Origin of the sequence: Bacteroides muris (ex Afrizal et al. 2022) (assembly GCF_004793475.1) — a bacterium.
GTDB lineage: Bacteria > Bacteroidota > Bacteroidia > Bacteroidales > Bacteroidaceae > Bacteroides > Bacteroides muris.
In genome coordinates this window covers 120,602-140,117 of sequence record NZ_SRYZ01000005.1, presented here as the reverse complement: position 1 = coordinate 140,117, position 19,516 = coordinate 120,602, and the positions used below count along the sequence as shown (strand labels likewise).

Genomic DNA, 19,516 nt, shown 5'->3' with positions numbered 1-19,516 from the left:
AGAACAAACGTGGTTTATGCTTGTGGGCTGATGAATTGTCCGCTTGGTTCAAGAACTTCAACCGCTATAACAACGGTTCGGAAGAACAATTTTGGTTGTCTGTTTTCAGTGCCAAGACCACTATATCCGACCGTAAGAATGCCAAGAGTTCCATTTTCATCAAGCGACCGTATATCTCTGTTATCGGCACTATCCAAAAGAAGATTCTTAGCGAATTGGCAAAGGGGGAACGTTCCAATAATGGATTCATCGACCGTATTCTATTCGTGATGCCCAATCTGCAACAGAAAGCACGTTGGAATGACAAGGAGCTGCCGGAGAATATCGAACAAGAATGGAATGCCATTATTGATAAGCTGATACAACAGGAGTATGCCCTCAATGAATTTGGAGAGATAGAACCGCATATTCTTCTCTTCACGGAGGATGCCAAGAGACGGCTTTACGAATGGCAGCACCACTTCTCAGAGTTGTGCGACCGAGAGACAAACGACACTATCGTGAGTATCTATTGTAAGCTGGAGATATACATCATCCGTTTCTGCCTGATTATCCAATTAGCCCGATGGACTTGCGGAGAATGTGATAAAACCCACATCGACCTGTTGACGGTGGAACGAGCCATCAAACTAACGGAGTATTTCAAAGAATCCGCATTGAGCGTTCAAAACATACTCAATGAAAATGCGCTCAACAACCAACAACAGACGATAGTCAATCTGCTTCCTCCAGCTTTTACAACTGCCCAAGCTACACAGATAGCCGAGCAGAACGGAATGAAGGAGCGCACGTTCCAACGCTTTCTCAATGACAACATCGGAACATTGTTCCGCAAAGAGAAGCATGGAGAATATTCAAAGATTAACCCGTGACATTTTTGTCGGTTTTGACACATTCCAAACGAAAACGACAATAACGACAAAAGTGACACACCAAAAAGAAACATACAATGAGTACACATAGATTCATATTAGAACCCTACAAAGGTGTCAGCACTCGGCACACTTGTCCGAACTGTCACCGCCAAAGATGCTTTTCCAAGTATATTGATACGGAGAAACTGATTCAGTTCCCAGAGTACGTGGGACGTTGTGACCATGAGCAGAAATGCGGTTATCACTTCACACCTCGTGATTACTTTGAGCAGAATCCGTCAGAAAAAGAAAAGTTTGCGGAAAAGGAGAATAGTTTCAGAAGCTATGCCCCTATTAAGGAAACACAACCTATAGCCACATCCTACATTGATTTGGATATAGTCAACCAATCATTGCGTAGCTATTCTGCGAATAAGTTGTTTCAATTTCTATCGGCTCAGTTCGGAGAAACAGAAACATTGAAGCTAATGAAGAGATACAAGGTTGGCACATCCAAGTATTGGGACGGTGCAACTGTATTCTGGCAGACGGACAATCAGAATAAAGTCCGCACAGGTAAGATAATGCTTTACAATTCCGAAAACGGCAAGAGGATAAAAGAGCCATACAATCATGTCACATGGGTACACTCCGTATTGCACAAAGGCGATTACAATTTGAGGCAATGCTTCTTCGGTGAGCATCTGCTTCCTGAAGACCAAAGCCGTCCTGTTGCACTGGTCGAAAGCGAGAAAACGGCACTCATTGCTTCCTACTATCTGCCGCAATTCCTATGGATAGCATCGGGCGGAAAGAACGGTTGCTTCAATGCTAACAACCTATCCGTTCTGGCAGAAAGAAGCGTTGTATTACATTTCCCGACCACTTACTCCTCAAAAAGTCAGAGGAGGCGGCTCCCGATGGTCACAAATTATTCACTAAAAGCAATTCAAAATGGAGAAGAAACATACGATAACACTCCGTCTGTCTTACGACCAATTCGCATGGCTCGGTGCGCTTTGCAGACGGAGCAAGCAGACTCAAAGCGCAGTCATCCGTTCGCTCATTGAGAACGGAACGGTACGTGAACGAATCACGAAAGAGCATATCCACATCATCCGTCAGTTAATTGGAGAAAGTACCAACCTCAACCAGTTGGCAAGACAGGCAAACACCTACGGTTTCTTTGCCGTTGCAGACAGATGTGAGGAAATGGCTCAACACATTAATCAACTTATAAAACGACTGAAAGATGATAGGTAAACAGACTAAAGGAACGTCATTCGGTGGTTGCGTCCGCTATGTACTCAAAGAGGAAAAATCCAAGCTATTGGAAGCGGTCGGAGTAGAAGGTACACCCGAGCAGATGGCAGAGCAATTTGAGTTACAGGCATTACTCAACGACAAGGTAAAGAATATAGTCGGACACACTTCGCTCAACTTCTCACCGGAAGACAGTGCGAGGCTAAAGTCCGATGATGCTCTGATGCTAAACATAGCGCACGACTATATGAAGCTGATGGGTATTGAAAATACGCAATATATCATTGCCCGACATATCGACCGTGAGCATCCGCATTGCCATATCGTATTCAACCGGATGGACAATGACGGTAAAACAATTAGCGACAAGAATGACTTCCGTAGGAATGAGAAAGTCTGCAAAATGCTGACCGCCAAATATCGCTTGCACTTTGCCAACGGTAAAGACCATATCAAAGAGGAACGCTTGCGCCCCTACGACAAGGCAAAGCACGAGATATACAAAGCATTGAAAGAAGAACTGCCCAAAGCTCATAGTTGGGAAGACTTGAAAGATGCGCTTGCCGACCGTGACATTGATATAAAATTCAAGGTCAGTCGGACTACACGAGAAATACAAGGTGTCAAGTTTGAGTACAACAGCTTTTCTTTCTCCGGCTCAAAGGTCAGCCGAGAATTTAGCTACCTGAATATCGACAACCGATTGGAAGAGAATGCTTGTGCATCCTTGTTGGAGTCAGCCAAACAGGAACCCAAACAGCAGAAAGAAGAGGTGCAGCAAAACGTCTCTCATTCCGATGATAGCTTTGGCTTCAATCTTGGTTTGCTAAACATCAATTCATCCTACAATGCCACTGCCGCAGAAGAAGCAGAGTTCAATCGCTTGATGAAAAAGAAAAAGGCTAAGCGTAAGCGAGGCTTTCATTTATAATCAATTTTTATTAACATTTTAAATTCTATTATTTATGGTTCAAAAAGATTTAATTCTTGATTTCAATCTCTACTTGTGTGAGAAGTTTGGCTACAGAGAAAGCTGTAGCGTGATGCCACATGCCAACGGCTTTTGTGTGGACATCCGTGAACGTGATTTAGACTGCTATATCCGCTTCTGGGAATATAGCTGTGGAAGAGGCAACTTCCCCGACTGGTCTATCATCATTGTGCGCAGTAACTTCAAGAAGAACCAAGAAGAAAGCCTGAAAGACTTGGCTCGGTTCTTCAAGGAGTACATGCCACGCTACGGTTACAAATACCTATGTACCGAAGATGATGACCACAAGTACTATCAGACACTTGGTTTAAAGTGTATAATGGACGGTTTTTGTCCCAATTATGCACTAGCACTGAAAGATTTGAATGTCTGATACATGGCTTTAGAGTTAAGGAGGGGGATTTTCCTCTCCTTTTCTATATAGCATAAGATTTTATAACTATGATGTAAAAGTTAGCAAATCTATGATTATGGTGCGTTAATTACGTAATGATTTTAATACCTTTCACAAAATGCTAACAGATGGCGTATATCGTATATCCTGAAACTATTCCGTATGATAGCAAGAAATGCGATTATCTTTTTCGCCGTTCTCCAGATAGCAGTTTCCTGAAAAGTTGATGAATTTTCCCGAAAACATCATAGATATATCGAAATAAATCACTAATTTTGCAAAATACACAATACTAATAGCAGTTTCTACAAATGGGAAAAGATCTCAATCGACTAAAAGTGGTGCTTGCTGAAAAGAAGCGCACTAATAAATGGTTGGCACAAAAGCTTGGTAAAGACCCTGCTACGGTGTCCAAATGGTGTACTAATACAGCACAGCCTTCACTTGAGACACTTTCTGATATTGCCATGAGTCTTGAAGTTGACGTTAAGGATTTACTTCAATCGTCAATTAAGAAGCAGGATTATTAAGATGGATCAAGATGGACATGGCAATGACTTTAAACTTATGTAATTTTGTATATTATGGCTAACTTTGACATCGATAAAAAGCAGTTGCAGGATGAGGTTGTCCTTGATGACAACCAACTTGTCTGCGTCTTGACCAATTCTATAAAAACTGCCACAGAGAAAGAACTTCTTCTTCAATCTATAATCAACCAGATGGACGAGGAATATGAATTTAATCTTTCCGATATGAAACGCGACTATTCTTTCTCTTACGAAGATGATGAAGGTAAGAAAAAGCGCATGACTATAGACTTGGCAATATTTCGTCATGAAGCAGAGAAAGAACCGGAAAATATAGAGCGTATTTGTATTGTCTTTGACTCTAAGGCAAAAGAAAGCGATAAGAAGAAAGGAGTCGAGGCTACTCTTCATAAGGCACTGCAAGCTACGGGGTGTGACTTCGGAATGTGGACTAATGGAGATAAACAATTCTTTGCCTACAGAAAAGAAGATGAGATAGGCAATGAACGAATTGAAGATATTAGCGATTTCCCAGGTTGCGATGAAACCATAGAAAATCTTGAAAACATGGGTGATCGTGCCCAACCTCGTAAAGCTGCCAATGATACACTTATTCGAACGTTTAAGCGTTGTCATGACTATCTTTATGGCAACGAGGGTCGAAAAAAAGATGCGTTTTGGGAACTTCTTAATCTGATATTCTGTAAGATTTTCGATGAAAAACGTCGTTTTACAGATGCCGAGAAGGGGTTCAGTTATCGCCGCCAGTTCTGGGTTGGTGTCACAGAACAGAATACGCCTGAAGGTCAGGCTACAGTTGCCAAACGAATTAAGGATATCTTTGAAAGACTGAAAAAGGATGATCTCTTTAAAACAGTCTTTGACGGAAACGAGCAGATTAGTTTGTCTGACCGTGGCGTTGCGTATGTCGCATCGCAGATAGCCAAATACAGCTTCCTTGATGCTACTGTTGACGTGAAAGGCACCGCTTACGAGACTATCGTAAGTAATACTCTCAAACAGGAGGCTGGTCAGTTCTTCACACCACGCAATATAATAAAGTGTATGGTTGAGATTATGAACCCAAACCAGCATTGTCGTGTGCTCGACCCGGCTTGTGGTAGTGGAGGTTTTCTTGTAATGGTTCTGGATCATGTTCGTCGCCAAATTACACGCAATATCTATGCAGATCGTTCTGAAGCTGAGATTGATGCTCTCTCAAACACAGATGAGACAGTCAATAAAATCGTTCGTCAATATGCTGAGTCTATGATATTCGGGTTCGATTTTGACCCTGATTTGAAGAAAGCAGCAAAGATGAATATGGTTATGGCAGGTGACGGACATAGCAATATATTCAATATCAACTCACTTGAATACCCCTTTGGTTCATTGCCTGACCTCGAACGTATAAATGAAGCTGTCAGTACAAGCGTTGGACATAGGGGCGACTACGCAACATGTGACGAACATGCAGCCAAAGACAGTGCTTTCGGCAAGTTCGATATGATATTTACAAATCCTCCCTTTGGCTCAAAGGTCGAGGTTGCACAGGGCATTGTCGAGCACTATGACCTATCAGCATGGATAAAATCGCCAGAAGGATTGTTCATAGAGCAATGTTATAATTTCCTAAAACCAGGTGGTAAAATGGCGATAGTCTTACCTGATGGCATACTCAGTAACCCCAATACTGAGAAGGTTCGTGAATGGATACTTTCAAAATTCAAACTCATAGCCTCTATAGACCTGCCTGTAGAAGCATTCTTGCCTCAGGTTGGCGTTCAGGCTTCACTACTCTTCTTACAGAAAAAGATAGGCATTGAACTGGGTCAAAAGGAAGACTACGAAGTATTCATGGCAATAGCCGAAAAGGTTGGCAAAGACCGCCGAGGCAATCCTATATATAAGAGAGATGATGATGGCGCTGAAATTCTTTACCCAACAAAGAAGGAATGGGCAGCCCGTAATCGTCATGGAGAACTCATAACGCGAAGTCGTGTAGAACGAGTGCGCCGGCTTGATGATGACCTTCCGGAAATTTCAGAGGAATATAAAAAAATCATGGGGATATGAAAGCGTCAAAAATTCAACTAACAAGCATTGAGGATGCAAGTAGGCGATTTGACCCATCTTATCACCTGAGTGATGCAATAGTTGTTAAAAAGACTATTGCAAAATCCCCGTATCCGCTTTTGAAATTAAAAGAGGTGTCTTCAGGTATATTCAATGGAGGACGTTACAAACGAGTATACGTATCAAACCCAAAGCATGGATATAAGTTTTTGAGCAGTTCTGATATACTCGCTGCGGATTTGGAGTCCGTAAAGATGGTGTCAAAGCGTTATATGGGTGGAGTAAAGGAATTAGCCCTTGAAAAAGGATGGATTCTCATTACACGAAGTGGCACTATCGGAAAAACTGCGTTCGCTAACGCGAAACATGCTCAGAAGCTTGCTTCTGAGGATGTTATTCGGCTTAAGCCGAATAACATCCTCAGAGCTGGCGCGATATATGCGTATTTAGCATCCAAGTATGGATACATACTTCTCACGCAAGGTACTTTCGGTGCTGTAATCCAACATATAGAGTGTCCTTTTGTAGGTGAAATTCCAATACCAAATTTCCCAAAGACATTGCAGGAGAGTATTGATTTGTTGATTCAAGAATCAGCTCGTCTGCGAGAATCAGCCGCTGATGAGTTAGAGGCAGCAGACAAACTCTTAAAAAAGAAAGCCGGATTGCGGTCATTAACACCGGAAGACTATGATTACTTTGGTCAGCACAGCGCAACTCGGAAGCCAAGTTGCTTTACTCGAAAAGTATCTGAATTCGGTTCAATTACGTTCAATGCTTTTAATAATTCTGAACGCATCAAGGCTATTATCTCCTCTATTCCAGAGAGTCATTTAACAATAAAGGATGTAATTGAAAACGGTGAAACATTTTCATCCACAGGAGCTCCAAGTATTGAAGTAAAGCCCCATTGTGGCATTATGCTGATTAACCAAAAGGATATATTTGATACAATTGTTACGGGCAAATATATTTCGAGGAGAGGTGTAAAAACTGACAACCTTGTCAAATATGGAGAGGTCTTAATTGCAAGCGATGGAACTCTCGGTGAGAATGAGACATTTTGTCGAGCCATATATGCCAACGAAGATTTAGAAGGTGCTTTCATATCAAGTCACTTTATTAGAATGAAGTCAAATGATAAGGTACCCGCTGGATATTTATATTGTTGGCTAAATTCAGACTATGGATTCCGCCTTATTAGACGGACACAAGCTGGGACCAAGATATGTCATCCAATAAATCGAATGTTTCTCGACATCCCTGTTCCAATTCTTGCAAAGGAAGACATGAACAAGATTGATCGTATGGTCAGAAACGCACATACAAAACGTCATCTGGCTAACGAGAAAGAATTGAAAGCCATAGCAATGGTAGAGGCTGAGATTGAGAAATGGAATTAGAACAATAGATAACACCAATCATACCAATGGCAAAACTTTGTACTCCAATACATAGCTCTGGACCTGTGAACGCCGGAGAGAAGCATTTATTTGACTTCCTTCAAGTTAACTTGCCTGACAGCTATTACATCATACCCAATGGCGAATATCCCTATATCAATCCGAATGGGGGTACTCAATTCATGGAGTGCGACTGCATCGTGGTTGCTCCCCATGCAATCTATCTTATCGAAAACAAGGACTACAAAGGCCGTCTTGAAGCATACGATAGCGCATGGTTTCATAACGACCGAGAAATTAAGAACCCCATTAAGGGTGTTACATTCAAAGGCAAAGTCCTCAGCGACTATCTCAAACGCAAGAACGGACGTTGGAAAGCTGCATGGATTGAATCTATTGTGACCCTAAGTAACCTTAATCAGAACAAATCAGGATTTGAGGTCGGCTCTGCCAGCGACAACAAAACATTCCTACTCAATGATGAACTTATCAATTTCATTAAGGAGCCTGACAGGTTGCCTCACTATGTCCCAGCAAGTGCGATTGCGTCTTACCAATTCGATATTACCGATTATCTTATGGGTAGCAGTGTTAGTCGGGCTCACGTCCGCACTAATGTCTGTGGTATGATTATCGACGAGATACTTGATACTACTGATGATTATATAGAATACCTTTGCCATAAGAAATTCCCAACTGACAAAAAGTATAAGGTTCGCGATTACGCCTTAAATCAGGCCGGTATGTCACCTGTTCAGATTGAGAAGCATGAAAAGCTGGTTCATAATGGTGAGATTACCGAGGACTTTCTTCCTGACAATACCGGGGTAATCATTAAGAGTCGGTTTGAGTCGGAGGAGAATCACTATTATGTTATAACTCCCTATCAAGATGACCGTTCTCTGCGAAGTGAGATGGCTCGCAACACATTCACGGAATTGGATAAGATTCAGATTTTATTGAATGTTGCTGAGGCTCTATCCTTAGCTCACGAACAGAATGTGATACATAGAGACGTGCGTCCGGAAAATATTTTTATCCAATCTGACCGCAGGGCTGCGCTTGCTAATTTTGGGTTGGCATATAACGAAGCTCACGATGACGCAAGCTTTAATGTCACTGTAGATTTAGAGGATTTCGACTTGAATGCCTATACTTCTGAAGATGTATTTATCGGGGACTATTCTGCAGCATCGGATGTTTATTCTTTCGGAGTTCTTGCCTACGAGCTGATGACTGGACAGAAGTTTCCGTTCGACAATTTCAAAGAGTTATTAATGAAGGGTGGTAAACTTCCAAAAGATTCGCTACCCTCTGCGGTGAATTCTAACGTTGAGAAATGGGTAGATGAACTTTGCGAAAGAACAATAGTTGTTGATCCGATTGAAAGATGGGCCAACATAGATGAAGTACGCCAATTCATCTTTGAGAACGGTATAATTGCCCACACACAGCAATACTCTGTTCCTGAAGCCAATGAAAATCTTAATGACTTAAAACCGACAGACCGCATTACCAACGACATAGTCCTTGGTGAAATGCTTGGCGAAGGTGGATTCTCAAAGGTTTTCAAAGCAAAACACCAATATCAGCCTGGAGCTTTATATGCCGCCAAAATATTCAAGGAGGGCGTAAGCCCACAAGTGACTGTTGATGAATTCAAGGCATTGAATGACCTGAATCATCCGAACATAGTGAGATTCCGTGGAAACGGGACAACCAATGGTGGGTTGTTCTATACTCTTATGGACTATGTTGATGGGACAGACATTCGCCGCTATGCGAGTGGCGATACATTCCTTTCTCTCACACTGATGAAATCATTTCTCAAACAAATGATTTCAGCTCTTGTGTATATACAGGAAAAACAGCCACCAGTAATACATAGAGACATCAAGCCTGAAAATATAATGTATCGTAAAGATGGGTCGTTCGTGCTCATCGATTTCAACATAGCTACAAACAAGGAAGGAGATCGACATAAGGTAGGAACTTATCGTTATGTGGCACCTGACCTGACAGTCGGCAGCAAGATGAATTGGGACTTAGGTGCAGATACATTTGCTCTCGGAGTTACGGCATATGAATTATTGAGCCATATCTATCCTTGGGGAAATAGTCAGACACCTATTCTTGACCAGACTCCGGTCAACATTCTTGACAGGAATCACCTCATATCCGATAAGTTCGCAAAATTCATAATGAAGGCTTGCGAAACACGAAAGGAGAATCGATTCCAAAACGCAAAAGAGATGCAAGAGGCATTTGATGCTCTTGAACGTATAGATTCTTCTATTGAATTTTATAGCAAGGATGGAACAGAATACAATATTGTCGATTATATTAATTCTCTCTATAGTCAGAGTGAACGAGGTAATGCCGGAACTCGTGCAGGATTCAAGAATGACAACATTCTTGACAAACTGACATATACTGAGACGCGCCTCGACACCAAACTTTTAGAAGACATCAAGCATGGTGACTATAAGCTTATAATCATAACCGGTAATGCTGGCGATGGCAAGACCGCGTTTATACGTCAGGTTGAGAACGCTGGAACAGACCTCAATTATGTCGAGTCCCGCAATGGTGCAAAATTCCGTCTGGGTAGCGTCATGTTTGAAAGTAACTACGATGGTTCTCAAGATGAGCATAACCTAAAGAATAACGATGTTCTGGCAAAGTTTTTTGCGCCATTCATTGGTATTGAGGACTATCGATGTGCTGTGGAGGGCCGCATAATAGCTATTAATGAAGGTCGATTGATGGAATATCTGGAGTCAACTCCGGAACTTACGGGATTACATAATGCCATTGATGAATACTTTTACAAAGAGGGTGTGGCTACCCTCCCTGACGGAGTCATGGTTATTAATCTTAATCTTCGTTCGGTCACTGCCCTTGACGATAATGGGGATTCCTTGTTGCGTAAACAGGTAAAGGCTTTGACCGATAAAAAACTTTGGAACAAATGTCTGGGATGTCCGATAGCCGACCGTTGCTTCATAAAATATAACGTCGATTCACTCAACGACTCGGCTGTTGGCAACGAGATAATAAAGCGCCTGGAGTGGATAGTCCGCACAATAGTATATAAACGTGAGCTCCATATAACCATGCGTGATTTGCGCTCAATTATAGCGTGGATGCTTACCCGTGATTATACGTGCGCAGACATGCCCCACCTTATTGAATTATTAGATAAGGCAAAAAGAGAATACGACGAGACACCGGAAGATGCGACTGACGAGGAAAAGAATAATCGCAGAATCAGATATGAACTTGAACGGCAAAGGTGGTGGACGCGCTATTATTTCAACATAACAGCGCCTGAACATTCATGGTTTCCCAATCAGCACTCCGAAGACAGAGTTGTAAAACTTCTACGTGAAACAGATATTGCCAATGTCGCAATACCAGAGCTTGACCGGAATCTCTATTTTAGCGAAAAAAATGAAAGAGATTATCTTTCATTCGCAGAAAGAACAGCGTCCTTGATACCATCTTTCAATGACACTATGGAGCTAAAGCCATCATATATGATGAGTGAGAGTGATGTCCGACTGTTGAAATTACGTCACCAGACATTTATTCGTCACCAGTATTTTGAGGGTGCATTCCTCAACGATAAAGACGGATTCATGAAACGTCTTCCTTTCCAGTCAATCGGTAGATTTGTCAATAACCTCAATCAGAAAGGCGATGACTTGGAGACTGTGAAGAATGATTTGGCTTACGCTATCTCATGTAGTGAAGGATGCTGGAACAGGGAGCTATCAAAAGAATACTTACTTCTTTCATCATCCCGTGTTGCTGATCCAAGCGCAAAGAGTTATCGTCGATTCCCACTCAAAGACTTCGAAATGGAAGTTGATACGAATGATAAACTGACGACGTATCTTGAACATGAGAATTGTGCATTTGTCTTTCGTAGCAAGACAAAGAAGCATATTCAGCTTAATGTATCGCTCGAACTATACGAAATGCTCTCATATATTGAGAATGGTTTTAGCCCTTCGGTAAGCGATCTAAAAGGCAGGTTTATCGAGTTACAGGTATTCAAGAACCTGCTTGAAAGCGAAACTTATACAGAAATCATCGTGACTAACAACGAAAAGGATTATTATCGCATACGCCTTAATAAGAGAACGATGCGTATTGTTGTAACACGACTTGAAGCAGAGGAGGATAAAATATGAAAATGCCGATACTCTCACGCGAGGAGCGTGTATTCCGTGAGCCGTCGATATTCGCTGTTGACATGAAGGCCGTTACATTGGATAATGTTCTGGTCAATCTCTTCATGCTAATGCGAAACAATGGTGCTCGAATAAAACTAAAACTTGCAAGGAATGCTACATTCCATGACGTAAATACCCTTAAAGAAAAGTATTTCAAGACCTTAGAGACGCGTCAAGAACTTGTTGGCTTTTCGGACTATCCAGAAGCGATAGAAAGTTGGTTGCGTAGTAGCTTGGTTAATATGGTTTTTCGTGGAAAAGCTAAGGAAAACATATCCTCCATGCGTCCTCTCCACCTGGAAAGCTATCGAATCCGTAATCAGAAATACACTCGTGATTACAATACTGCGGACCAGATTTTCATCATGATCAATCAACGTCCAGAAGTAAGGGATGCTTTAAAAACTTATATGTCAATCGGCTGGGACAACTTCAGTAGAAAACTTGTTGATAATCCTACGCTTGATATTGATACGGCCGGGATGCTTCATCTGATTAAAATGGTTGATATTGATCCAAAGGTGGTCAATGTCATAGCCGATATTAGTCCACTTTTGAAGAAACAAGCTGACCTATATTGTGACGATGTAGTTCGGCTACTTGCATACCAAAATAGTATGCCTCGAAGTGTATTTATTGATTATCTTAGGATTCTTACAGGTTTTCATCTCGCATTATACTTTCATCAACTTGTTTATCAGCTTCCCAAAATGGTCGATGCTGGTTCTGCTGAAGAATCTGAGGGCTGGAGTATGGTTGTTGATATGACGGATAGACTTGAAAGCGATATTTCAGATATTGCATGTGCAGATATGCAACATCTCCTCGATGGCATGTTGAATTATATCAAAGCCTCATACACAATCAAGGCTGTAAGACGAATGCCGGGAGCAAGTTTGGAATCTATGAACCAAATATTTCATCGGATTAAAAATTATGATGCAAGCATAGATGCATATTTTCAAGTACGACTTTCGGATGTCCTTAGCAACTATGATAAAGAAGCTAAAACAGAAGAAGAACGAGAGGATGCAAGAACGTACAAATCTGAATTAGAAAATTATCTACAATTTGAAGATACAGCACTCCAAAAATATGTACTGTGTCTCATGAATGTAGGTGCTTCTTACCAATTGAAATATGGTCGTCAATTTCTTGATAATGTTTCAATGAAAAATACAGAGTCAGCCCTGATGATTGATGGACGAAGTCGAAAACACCAGCGCCGAGGCGCAATTGGCTCTAAACTTTTGGAGGTTCTTGTGCAGCTTCTTGTACTTACACCAAAAGATGGTGGAGGGTTCAGTAGTAATCCGCTAAGCATCCGACAGCTCATAAAGAGTATCAGAGACCGATATGGGCTTATTATCGATGGTAGTGACGAACCCCGCTTTTCCGATGCAGATGTAAAGACCCACATGGCATTCAAAGCCAATGTTGATGCGCTAAAGAGTAAGCTCCGCCAGATAGGGTTCTATACAGACCTTAGCGATGCTTCATCACTACAGAAGATACGTCCCAGATATAAATTCAACGATTAATAGCGAACTCAATGGATTTACGAAGAGAATATTATAATCGGATGCTGGACATTTTCATGTCCTGCTATGGCAATATCATAGAAAATGCCTCTGACGGACATTGCATGAAAGTCACGGGATTTCCTTTGGAAGTCTTACCCGAATTGAGAAATAAAATCAATTCGCGTGAGACGCAAGCAGAGTGTTATATTCTTTCTGAAACTCTTTCAGGAAGCGAATATATTACACCCACAAAACTCATTGAGCTTCGCAACGACTTGACCAAGCCAATTTTGATACTCATTCCGGTCAACAGCAGTACGTCTGCCGAAGACTCATACGGTAATGCAACATTCCAAGATCTAAGTGTGAAAACACTGGATTTCATGTTGTTCAAATCGTTATTGAATGAAACCGATGGCAACAAGACAATCAAGACAGTGTTGCAGTATGCCGAAAAGAATTTAAATGTTTCGGTCAATGACAAGATTAATTATCTGCTTTATGTTGTCTTATCCGGACTTACCGACAAGGAAATAGGCAACGGAATATTTTATCTGGGTCTTATTCCGGATGAGAAACTCGCTCAAAGGAAAGAGTATACGCCATCGTTCTTAATGAAAAACGATGACTGCATCAGCGTCATGTCTGATTTCTCATCGACCATTGCAGACCGGGTTGTTGAGCTGCCCATCAAAGCGAACTCACTTCAGAAGGATGTCGCAGCTTTCCTTAAACAGAATAGTAGACTAAACACTCGCATAGGGTTATGCCAACAAATTCTAGAAAGCCCATCATTAAATTTTTCCAAGTGGGAAGGGGTTCTTGCAAATGTCCTTGAACTTGGCAAACTACATATTGTAAAAGTTGACTTAGGAGGTAAATCTTATTCTCTTGTCGATGGAGACCCAGAAGTGTTGGTTGACCCAAAGAAAGGGGCAAAAGTAAAACTCCGTATTTTCTTTTCGCCAAAGCCCAGCCAGTATGAAGAACTAAAGAAAGTTCGTATTGCACTGATGAATGGGGACGGTTTTTACAAGGAGCGAGACCTCTTGACAAAGAAAGTTTCGGATAATCAACGAGACTATCGAGACTTATCATTTACCATCAATCCGGAAACATTTGATAATGGGTCATACTTTTTCCATGTGTTTGCAGAAGATGAAAACGGAACAGTCCTGAATACCAAGGACGAATTTATCGAAGAGGCTGTTCAGCAAGAATGGATTGAAGAGGAGACAAAAGATGAAGGTATGTCCAAAGAGGATTTCCAGCAACAACGTCGTAAGATGCTTACTTCTGATTCTACTACATTCTTCTTAAGAAATAAAGATGTAGATGATGAGTCAGACGGTGAAGAAATCGGTACACGTATGAAAATACGCAATGTACTGATGGCTTATTTCCGCTACAGAATTGAGCTGAATCGCAAAGGTCTCGAACTTACTGTGCCGAAGCGTGTTGCTATTGTTGAGAAGAATGGTAAGGTGTCAAAAAACACATCTGATGATGAACTGCATAGTTGGCAGGAAAGTACCCATCTTGAAACCTTCCAGTTGAGGTATGATGCTGACAACAACTACCAGATTCCTCTGTCCAAGAAACTTCTTGTACTACAACGCGCCCTTCTGAAAAAGGGAGATCAGTTGTCTTATGTCGAGGCAGAAATCAGCGACAATTATACCGATGTCCAACTTAAATCCGCGTTTGTAGTTCCAGTCAACGTTAATGTACCTCAATCGTTGATTGATGCTCGAAAAAATCTATTTAATGCAATCAGACAATCGGCTCCTAACAATACCGGTGTAGTCGAAACATTTGAGGTATTTAAACACATTGATGAAATCAAGACTTATGTGAGCGAATATAGAGCATGGCTTTCAAGTGTTTTATCTGAGAATGTAGAATCAAATAAAGCTGTCAAATTACAATCAATAGACACAGTTTCTCTTGAAGTTGAAATGCCTGACGGTAGAACTGCGCACACAAATATTATTACTCCGCTTCATCCTCTGCGACTCGCTTGGCTCGTAAATATTTACGAACAATACGAAGAATGGGAATCGCAGACACATAATGATTCTCGTTATCGCAAACCGGATGTCTGGTATAAAAAATTGGACAAACTTTTCTATGGTGAGCTAAATCCGGAAATTGCTCCTCTTGTACTTCTGGATGAGAAACGTACAGGATACATGCAGTACGTCGGAGAACTATGTTTCGGCTGGGGTTTATACGCCAATCCACTTCAGGACAAAGACGATACTTTCTCAACTGGGTTCCGTCAACTAAAAGCTTATCTGTCTCAGTTATTCAATATTGGTATACAGTATCGTATCGACAGCGATGTAAACCAAAATATGGTTTACCGATTATTGCACAAATACATTACTCAGCATCCTTATATCAACAAACTCATTATAAATCTGTTTAATGCTGGCGATGCGTCGGTGTTTGCAGATAACCTTGTGAGAATAGAGAGAGAAACAACCGGCAATGTCTTTGATATACATTATGAAATTCGTTTATTCTGCAACGATAAGCGTTTCCCCCAAGGTGAAGCCCTGAAGGAACTAATGAATCCCGAAACATCTGTGTCAGAGGAAGCTGAAAACTTCTCGCAGGCGGATGACAATCGTCTGTTTCCTAAATTACGTTTTTCGATCAATAGCATTGACGAATTTGTGAAAGACCCTATGCGTTTCCCTGCGCATATGTCTTTTCTTATAAACCCGTTTCCGACCCAAGCATCATTGAAAAGGAGTAAGACAATTCAGTCGTCATTCTATCTTAATGGTGTTGTGATGCGTCCTATTGTTCAGGTTGATAATGTAAGCGAAGGTTCAGAGATACAGTGGCAAAGGTTTATCTCGGATATACCAATGCAGAACGCCACCATGTTTGCCGCTGAATTTCAGAATTTATTCGGCAATGTGCAGAGTCTTATTGGCACAAGCATGACGTCTGACCATGAGTTGTCTGTGCCCTCTCTGACACTTAATATAAAGGATTCCAATTCTGAAATGCTATCACTCATTCATGATGTGAGCGACTGGGTTGTAACATTCGACAAGAATATGGGACCGGAGTTTTATGATATGCCTTGCAAGGCTGGAGAACAGCCATATCTGCTAGACTACATACCAAGTGCTGAACTGAATGGCATTTCATCATTCTTGACATGCCGCCCGACGTCAGAAATAGAGGGAATAATGGCTCCGCATTTCAAGAACTTTGGAATAGATGTTAGCGATAAAACATCATTCCTGGAATTGCTCTCTGACATACGCTCTGTCAGCAGCAGTATGATAATGCAACTGGAAAGCAGTCGTAATAAAGTGTTTGAAGTGCTCGGCACTACTCTTATGAAACGAATGTTGAAAGGAAAAGGTCTTCTGGAGGATTCTTTCATCGTTCCTATAGATCTACATCAAAATCTATTTGCTGACTTAGATTCCGATTCCGGAGAGCGTGCTGATGATTTGTTGGTAGACTTCCATCCTTCAAAGCGAGAGATTGTATTTACGGTAATTGAGATAAAGTGCCGTCAGAATCTCTCTGATGACGAATTGTTTTCTCTCCAAGAGAAAATGCAAAGTCAGATAAAGAATACAATTCTGGCACTTCGCACAAACTTTGATCCTGAATTTAAATCTCCGGACCGACTTGACCGAGAGCTGCGCACTATAGAACTGCAATCGTTATTGCTGTTTTATTCTCGTCGAGCTGCACGTTATAAGTATCTTAACGAAGAAACGGCTAAAGAATACGAAGAATTCATTCTGTCGCTCCAAAACGGAGACTACATAATTCGTTTTAAGAAGATGGGATTCATTTATGAGTTTCAGAGTGATACCTATCAACGCAAAGATGTTCTTAACGATACCATTTTCTATATCCTTGGTAAGCCAATGATTGAGATGATAATTGAAGATGTGGATAGTCTGAGAACCGTTGATGTCGTTCGCGCTGCTGCTGATGAGGACATGAAGACAGAATTTGAGACATCAGATCGAATCCTGCGTGAAAACTCATTCCATATCAACAACGATGTAGAGGATATAGCAGATATTCAAGTTAAGCAACGGGTTAAGATGCTATCATCATCGGAAATTGAGCATGTAGAGTCGGAAGCGGAGAAAGATAATAATAATACTGAAATCAATTCTATTCCGAACGGCGAGTCCAATTCTTCAGATTCATGGCATACTACGGGTGTCATTGAAACAGTTGAAATAAAGCCAGACCAGCCGCTGCCTCCAGTTGAAACCAAGCCGAAAGATAATATGCCTCCTGATACGGCAATTCTGAATAAGCCCAAAAACTATGTTGATTCAGTTGTCTTCGACCCCAATTATATCCAACCGACTTATGATATTCTTATCGGCAAAACAAGCGGGAGCGAACAATATGGTATTCTTGGCGAAAGCATTAACGGTCATCGTAAGATTGCCATAGATTTAAGCGAAACTAACACTATAAGTCTATTCGGAGTACAAGGCGGCGGAAAGAGTTACACAATTGGGACCATTTCAGAGATGACATTGAAGCAGTTCTCTAATGTAAACCTACTTCCTGGACCAATGGCGAGTGTTATTTTCCATTACTCGGAGAGTCCGGACTATGCACCAGAGTTTACTTCTATGGTGTACCCGAATGACGAAACCGGTCAACTAAAAAAACTCAAAGACGTGTATGGCGCTGATGCTGCTCGTATTGAGGACGTGATTATGCTTTGCCCTGCGGATAAGGTTGAAGAGAGAATGGAAGAGTATCCTTCATTGATGATTCATCCTATTAAGTTCCACTCAACGGACCTTAATGTACAGGACTGGCAATTCTTGTTGAAGGCTGTAGGCAATGATTCAACATATATCGCCCAGCTCAAGCAGATTATGAAAGCTCTCAGAAAGAATCTGAATATTGACGCACTTAAAGAGAGTGTGGATAATTCAGGCCTCCTTTCTGCGACGCAAAAATCTCTTGCAAAGCAACGCCTTTCTTTCGCAGAAGAATACATAGATGACACAATAAAGCTCGGTTCTCTTTTGCGTCCTGGTCGTCTCATTATCGTTGACCTCCGTGATGAATGGATTGATGAAGATGACGCTCTCGGACTATTTGTCATTATGCTTAATATCTTCTCCGGAGTAAAAGAATTCAAAGGTAGGAAGTTTAATAAATTCATCGTGTTTGATGAAGCTCACAAATATATGGGCAATAAAGATTTGACAAGTACTATCGTGACTGCTATCCGAGAGATGCGTCATAAAGGTGTGTCAATGATGATTGCCAGTCAGGATCCGATGAGTCTTCCAACTCAAATCATTGAACTTTCTTCTGTTGTGCTCTTGCATAAGTTTAATAGTCCTCAGTGGGTTAAGCACATTCAAAAGTCAATTACCCAATTACAATCTCTTTCATCGTCAGACATGGCATCTCTTGTTCCGGGAGAAGCTTATCTTTGGGCAACAAAGGCTACTGATAAAGGTGTCACCCTACGTCCTATGAAGATAAGCACTCGACCAAGAGTGACTAAACATGGTGGCGATACGATTAAAGCCATATGATAATAATAGAATATACCAACATAGGTCGTAGAGCACAGAATCAAGACTTTGTTCTCTCCAAAAAAATTGGAGGGAGCAAAGCCTTATATATTGTTGCAGATGGCATGGGTGGTTACTCTGATGGATCTATTGCTGCAAAAATTGCAGCAGAAGAGATAGCAAATTTTATCATACAGGGCAAATCCATACCAGAGTCCGTGCTGAATGCAAACGCCGAATTAAGCAGGGCTATTCGTGAACGAGGCGTTTCCAAGATGGGATGCTGTTTTGCTGGGATTGAAGTTGACGGCTATATAGGTAACATTTTTTGGATTGGAGACTGCCGTGTATATCAATTTCGCAATGGGCAACAAATTTACGTTACCCAAGATCATACAATGATTGCGGAAATGGAGAAACATGGTAAGGTTACTTACTCTCAACGAGAGAGATACGGACATATAGTGTCACGCGGATTTATGGGTTCAACAGAAGACACTGCAGAAGAGCACAAGATTCTATTACTTCCCGGTGATGAAATTATGTTGTGCTCTGACGGTTTACATAAGACTATGCCTATTGATGTATTGTTAGAAATGATTCATCTTGGTACTCTTGATTTAAAAGATCGCAATGAGAATTTTGATGACAATCATTCGTTTATCTATATAAAAGTAGATTAATTCTGAATATAT

At 41.3% G+C, this 19,516-nt stretch carries 12 protein-coding genes; all 12 read left to right on the top strand.

The window, feature by feature from the left end:
* On the top strand, positions 1-872 hold an 872-nt coding region (locus E5355_RS04295), incomplete at its 5' end, for a DUF3987 domain-containing protein (protein WP_136009314.1).
* A 77-nt stretch (positions 873-949) separates the two neighbouring features.
* Complete coding sequence (locus E5355_RS04290) at positions 950-1,924, top strand: DUF6371 domain-containing protein (protein ID WP_328515054.1); 975 nt, start codon at positions 950-952, stop codon at positions 1,922-1,924.
* On the top strand, positions 1,809-2,117 hold the full coding sequence (locus E5355_RS04285) for a MobC family plasmid mobilization relaxosome protein (protein ID WP_136009313.1): 309 nt from the start codon (positions 1,809-1,811) through the stop codon (positions 2,115-2,117). The genes E5355_RS04290 and E5355_RS04285 overlap by 116 nt, the downstream gene beginning before the upstream one ends.
* Positions 2,107-3,048: a relaxase/mobilization nuclease domain-containing protein gene (locus E5355_RS04280; protein ID WP_136009312.1), complete on the top strand. Its 942-nt coding sequence runs from the start codon at positions 2,107-2,109 to the stop codon at positions 3,046-3,048. Before E5355_RS04285 ends, E5355_RS04280 begins: the two co-directional genes overlap by 11 nt.
* A gap of 34 nt (positions 3,049-3,082) precedes the next feature.
* Positions 3,083-3,481: a hypothetical protein gene (locus E5355_RS04275; RefSeq protein WP_117691505.1), complete on the top strand. Its 399-nt coding sequence runs from the start codon at positions 3,083-3,085 to the stop codon at positions 3,479-3,481.
* Positions 3,482-3,813: 332 nt separating this feature from the next.
* Positions 3,814-4,032, top strand: coding sequence for a helix-turn-helix transcriptional regulator (locus E5355_RS04270; protein WP_055278854.1), 219 nt, complete (start codon positions 3,814-3,816; stop codon positions 4,030-4,032).
* A gap of 54 nt (positions 4,033-4,086) precedes the next feature.
* Positions 4,087-6,108 (top strand): methylation-associated defense system DNA methyltransferase MAD2, encoded by a 2,022-nt coding sequence (gene mads2 / locus E5355_RS04265; RefSeq protein ID WP_136009311.1) that lies wholly within the window; start codon positions 4,087-4,089, stop codon positions 6,106-6,108.
* Positions 6,105-7,511, top strand: a complete 1,407-nt coding sequence (gene mads5 / locus E5355_RS04260; protein WP_136009310.1) for a methylation-associated defense system restriction endonuclease subunit S MAD5 — start codon at positions 6,105-6,107, stop codon at positions 7,509-7,511. Before mads2 ends, mads5 begins: the two co-directional genes overlap by 4 nt.
* A 26-nt stretch (positions 7,512-7,537) precedes the next feature.
* On the top strand, positions 7,538-11,710 hold the full coding sequence (mads6, locus tag E5355_RS04255) for a methylation-associated defense system protein kinase MAD6 (RefSeq protein ID WP_136009309.1): 4,173 nt from the start codon (positions 7,538-7,540) through the stop codon (positions 11,708-11,710).
* A complete protein-coding gene (mads7, locus tag E5355_RS04250; protein ID WP_055278858.1) occupies positions 11,707-13,293 on the top strand; it encodes a methylation-associated defense system protein MAD7 in 1,587 nt (528 codons plus the stop codon). The genes mads6 and mads7 overlap by 4 nt, the downstream gene beginning before the upstream one ends.
* An 11-nt stretch (positions 13,294-13,304) precedes the next feature.
* Positions 13,305-18,842, top strand: coding sequence for a methylation-associated defense system ATP-binding protein MAD8 (gene mads8, locus E5355_RS19635; RefSeq protein WP_210434515.1), 5,538 nt, complete (start codon positions 13,305-13,307; stop codon positions 18,840-18,842).
* Positions 18,839-19,504 (top strand): PP2C family protein-serine/threonine phosphatase, encoded by a 666-nt coding sequence (locus E5355_RS04240; RefSeq protein WP_117691508.1) that lies wholly within the window; start codon positions 18,839-18,841, stop codon positions 19,502-19,504. The genes mads8 and E5355_RS04240 overlap by 4 nt, the downstream gene beginning before the upstream one ends.
* The last annotated feature ends 12 nt before the right edge of the window (positions 19,505-19,516 follow it).

What these genes read in the sequence shown, in the direction of transcription:
- mads8 (WP_210434515.1), top strand. Translation starts at nt 13,305, where the DNA reads ATGGATTTACGAAGAGAATATTATAATCGGATGCTGGACATTTTCATG.
- mads6 (WP_136009309.1), top strand. Translation starts at nt 7,538, where the DNA reads ATGGCAAAACTTTGTACTCCAATACATAGCTCTGGACCTGTGAACGCC.
- mads7 (WP_055278858.1), top strand. Translation starts at nt 11,707, where the DNA reads ATGAAAATGCCGATACTCTCACGCGAGGAGCGTGTATTCCGTGAGCCG.
- E5355_RS04285 (WP_136009313.1), top strand. Translation starts at nt 1,809, where the DNA reads ATGGAGAAGAAACATACGATAACACTCCGTCTGTCTTACGACCAATTC.
- E5355_RS04280 (WP_136009312.1), top strand. Translation starts at nt 2,107, where the DNA reads ATGATAGGTAAACAGACTAAAGGAACGTCATTCGGTGGTTGCGTCCGC.
- mads2 (WP_136009311.1), top strand. Translation starts at nt 4,087, where the DNA reads ATGGCTAACTTTGACATCGATAAAAAGCAGTTGCAGGATGAGGTTGTC.
- E5355_RS04290 (WP_328515054.1), top strand. Translation starts at nt 950, where the DNA reads ATGAGTACACATAGATTCATATTAGAACCCTACAAAGGTGTCAGCACT.
- E5355_RS04270 (WP_055278854.1), top strand. Translation starts at nt 3,814, where the DNA reads ATGGGAAAAGATCTCAATCGACTAAAAGTGGTGCTTGCTGAAAAGAAG.
- E5355_RS04240 (WP_117691508.1), top strand. Translation starts at nt 18,839, where the DNA reads ATGATAATAATAGAATATACCAACATAGGTCGTAGAGCACAGAATCAA.
- E5355_RS04275 (WP_117691505.1), top strand. Translation starts at nt 3,083, where the DNA reads ATGGTTCAAAAAGATTTAATTCTTGATTTCAATCTCTACTTGTGTGAG.
- mads5 (WP_136009310.1), top strand. Translation starts at nt 6,105, where the DNA reads ATGAAAGCGTCAAAAATTCAACTAACAAGCATTGAGGATGCAAGTAGG.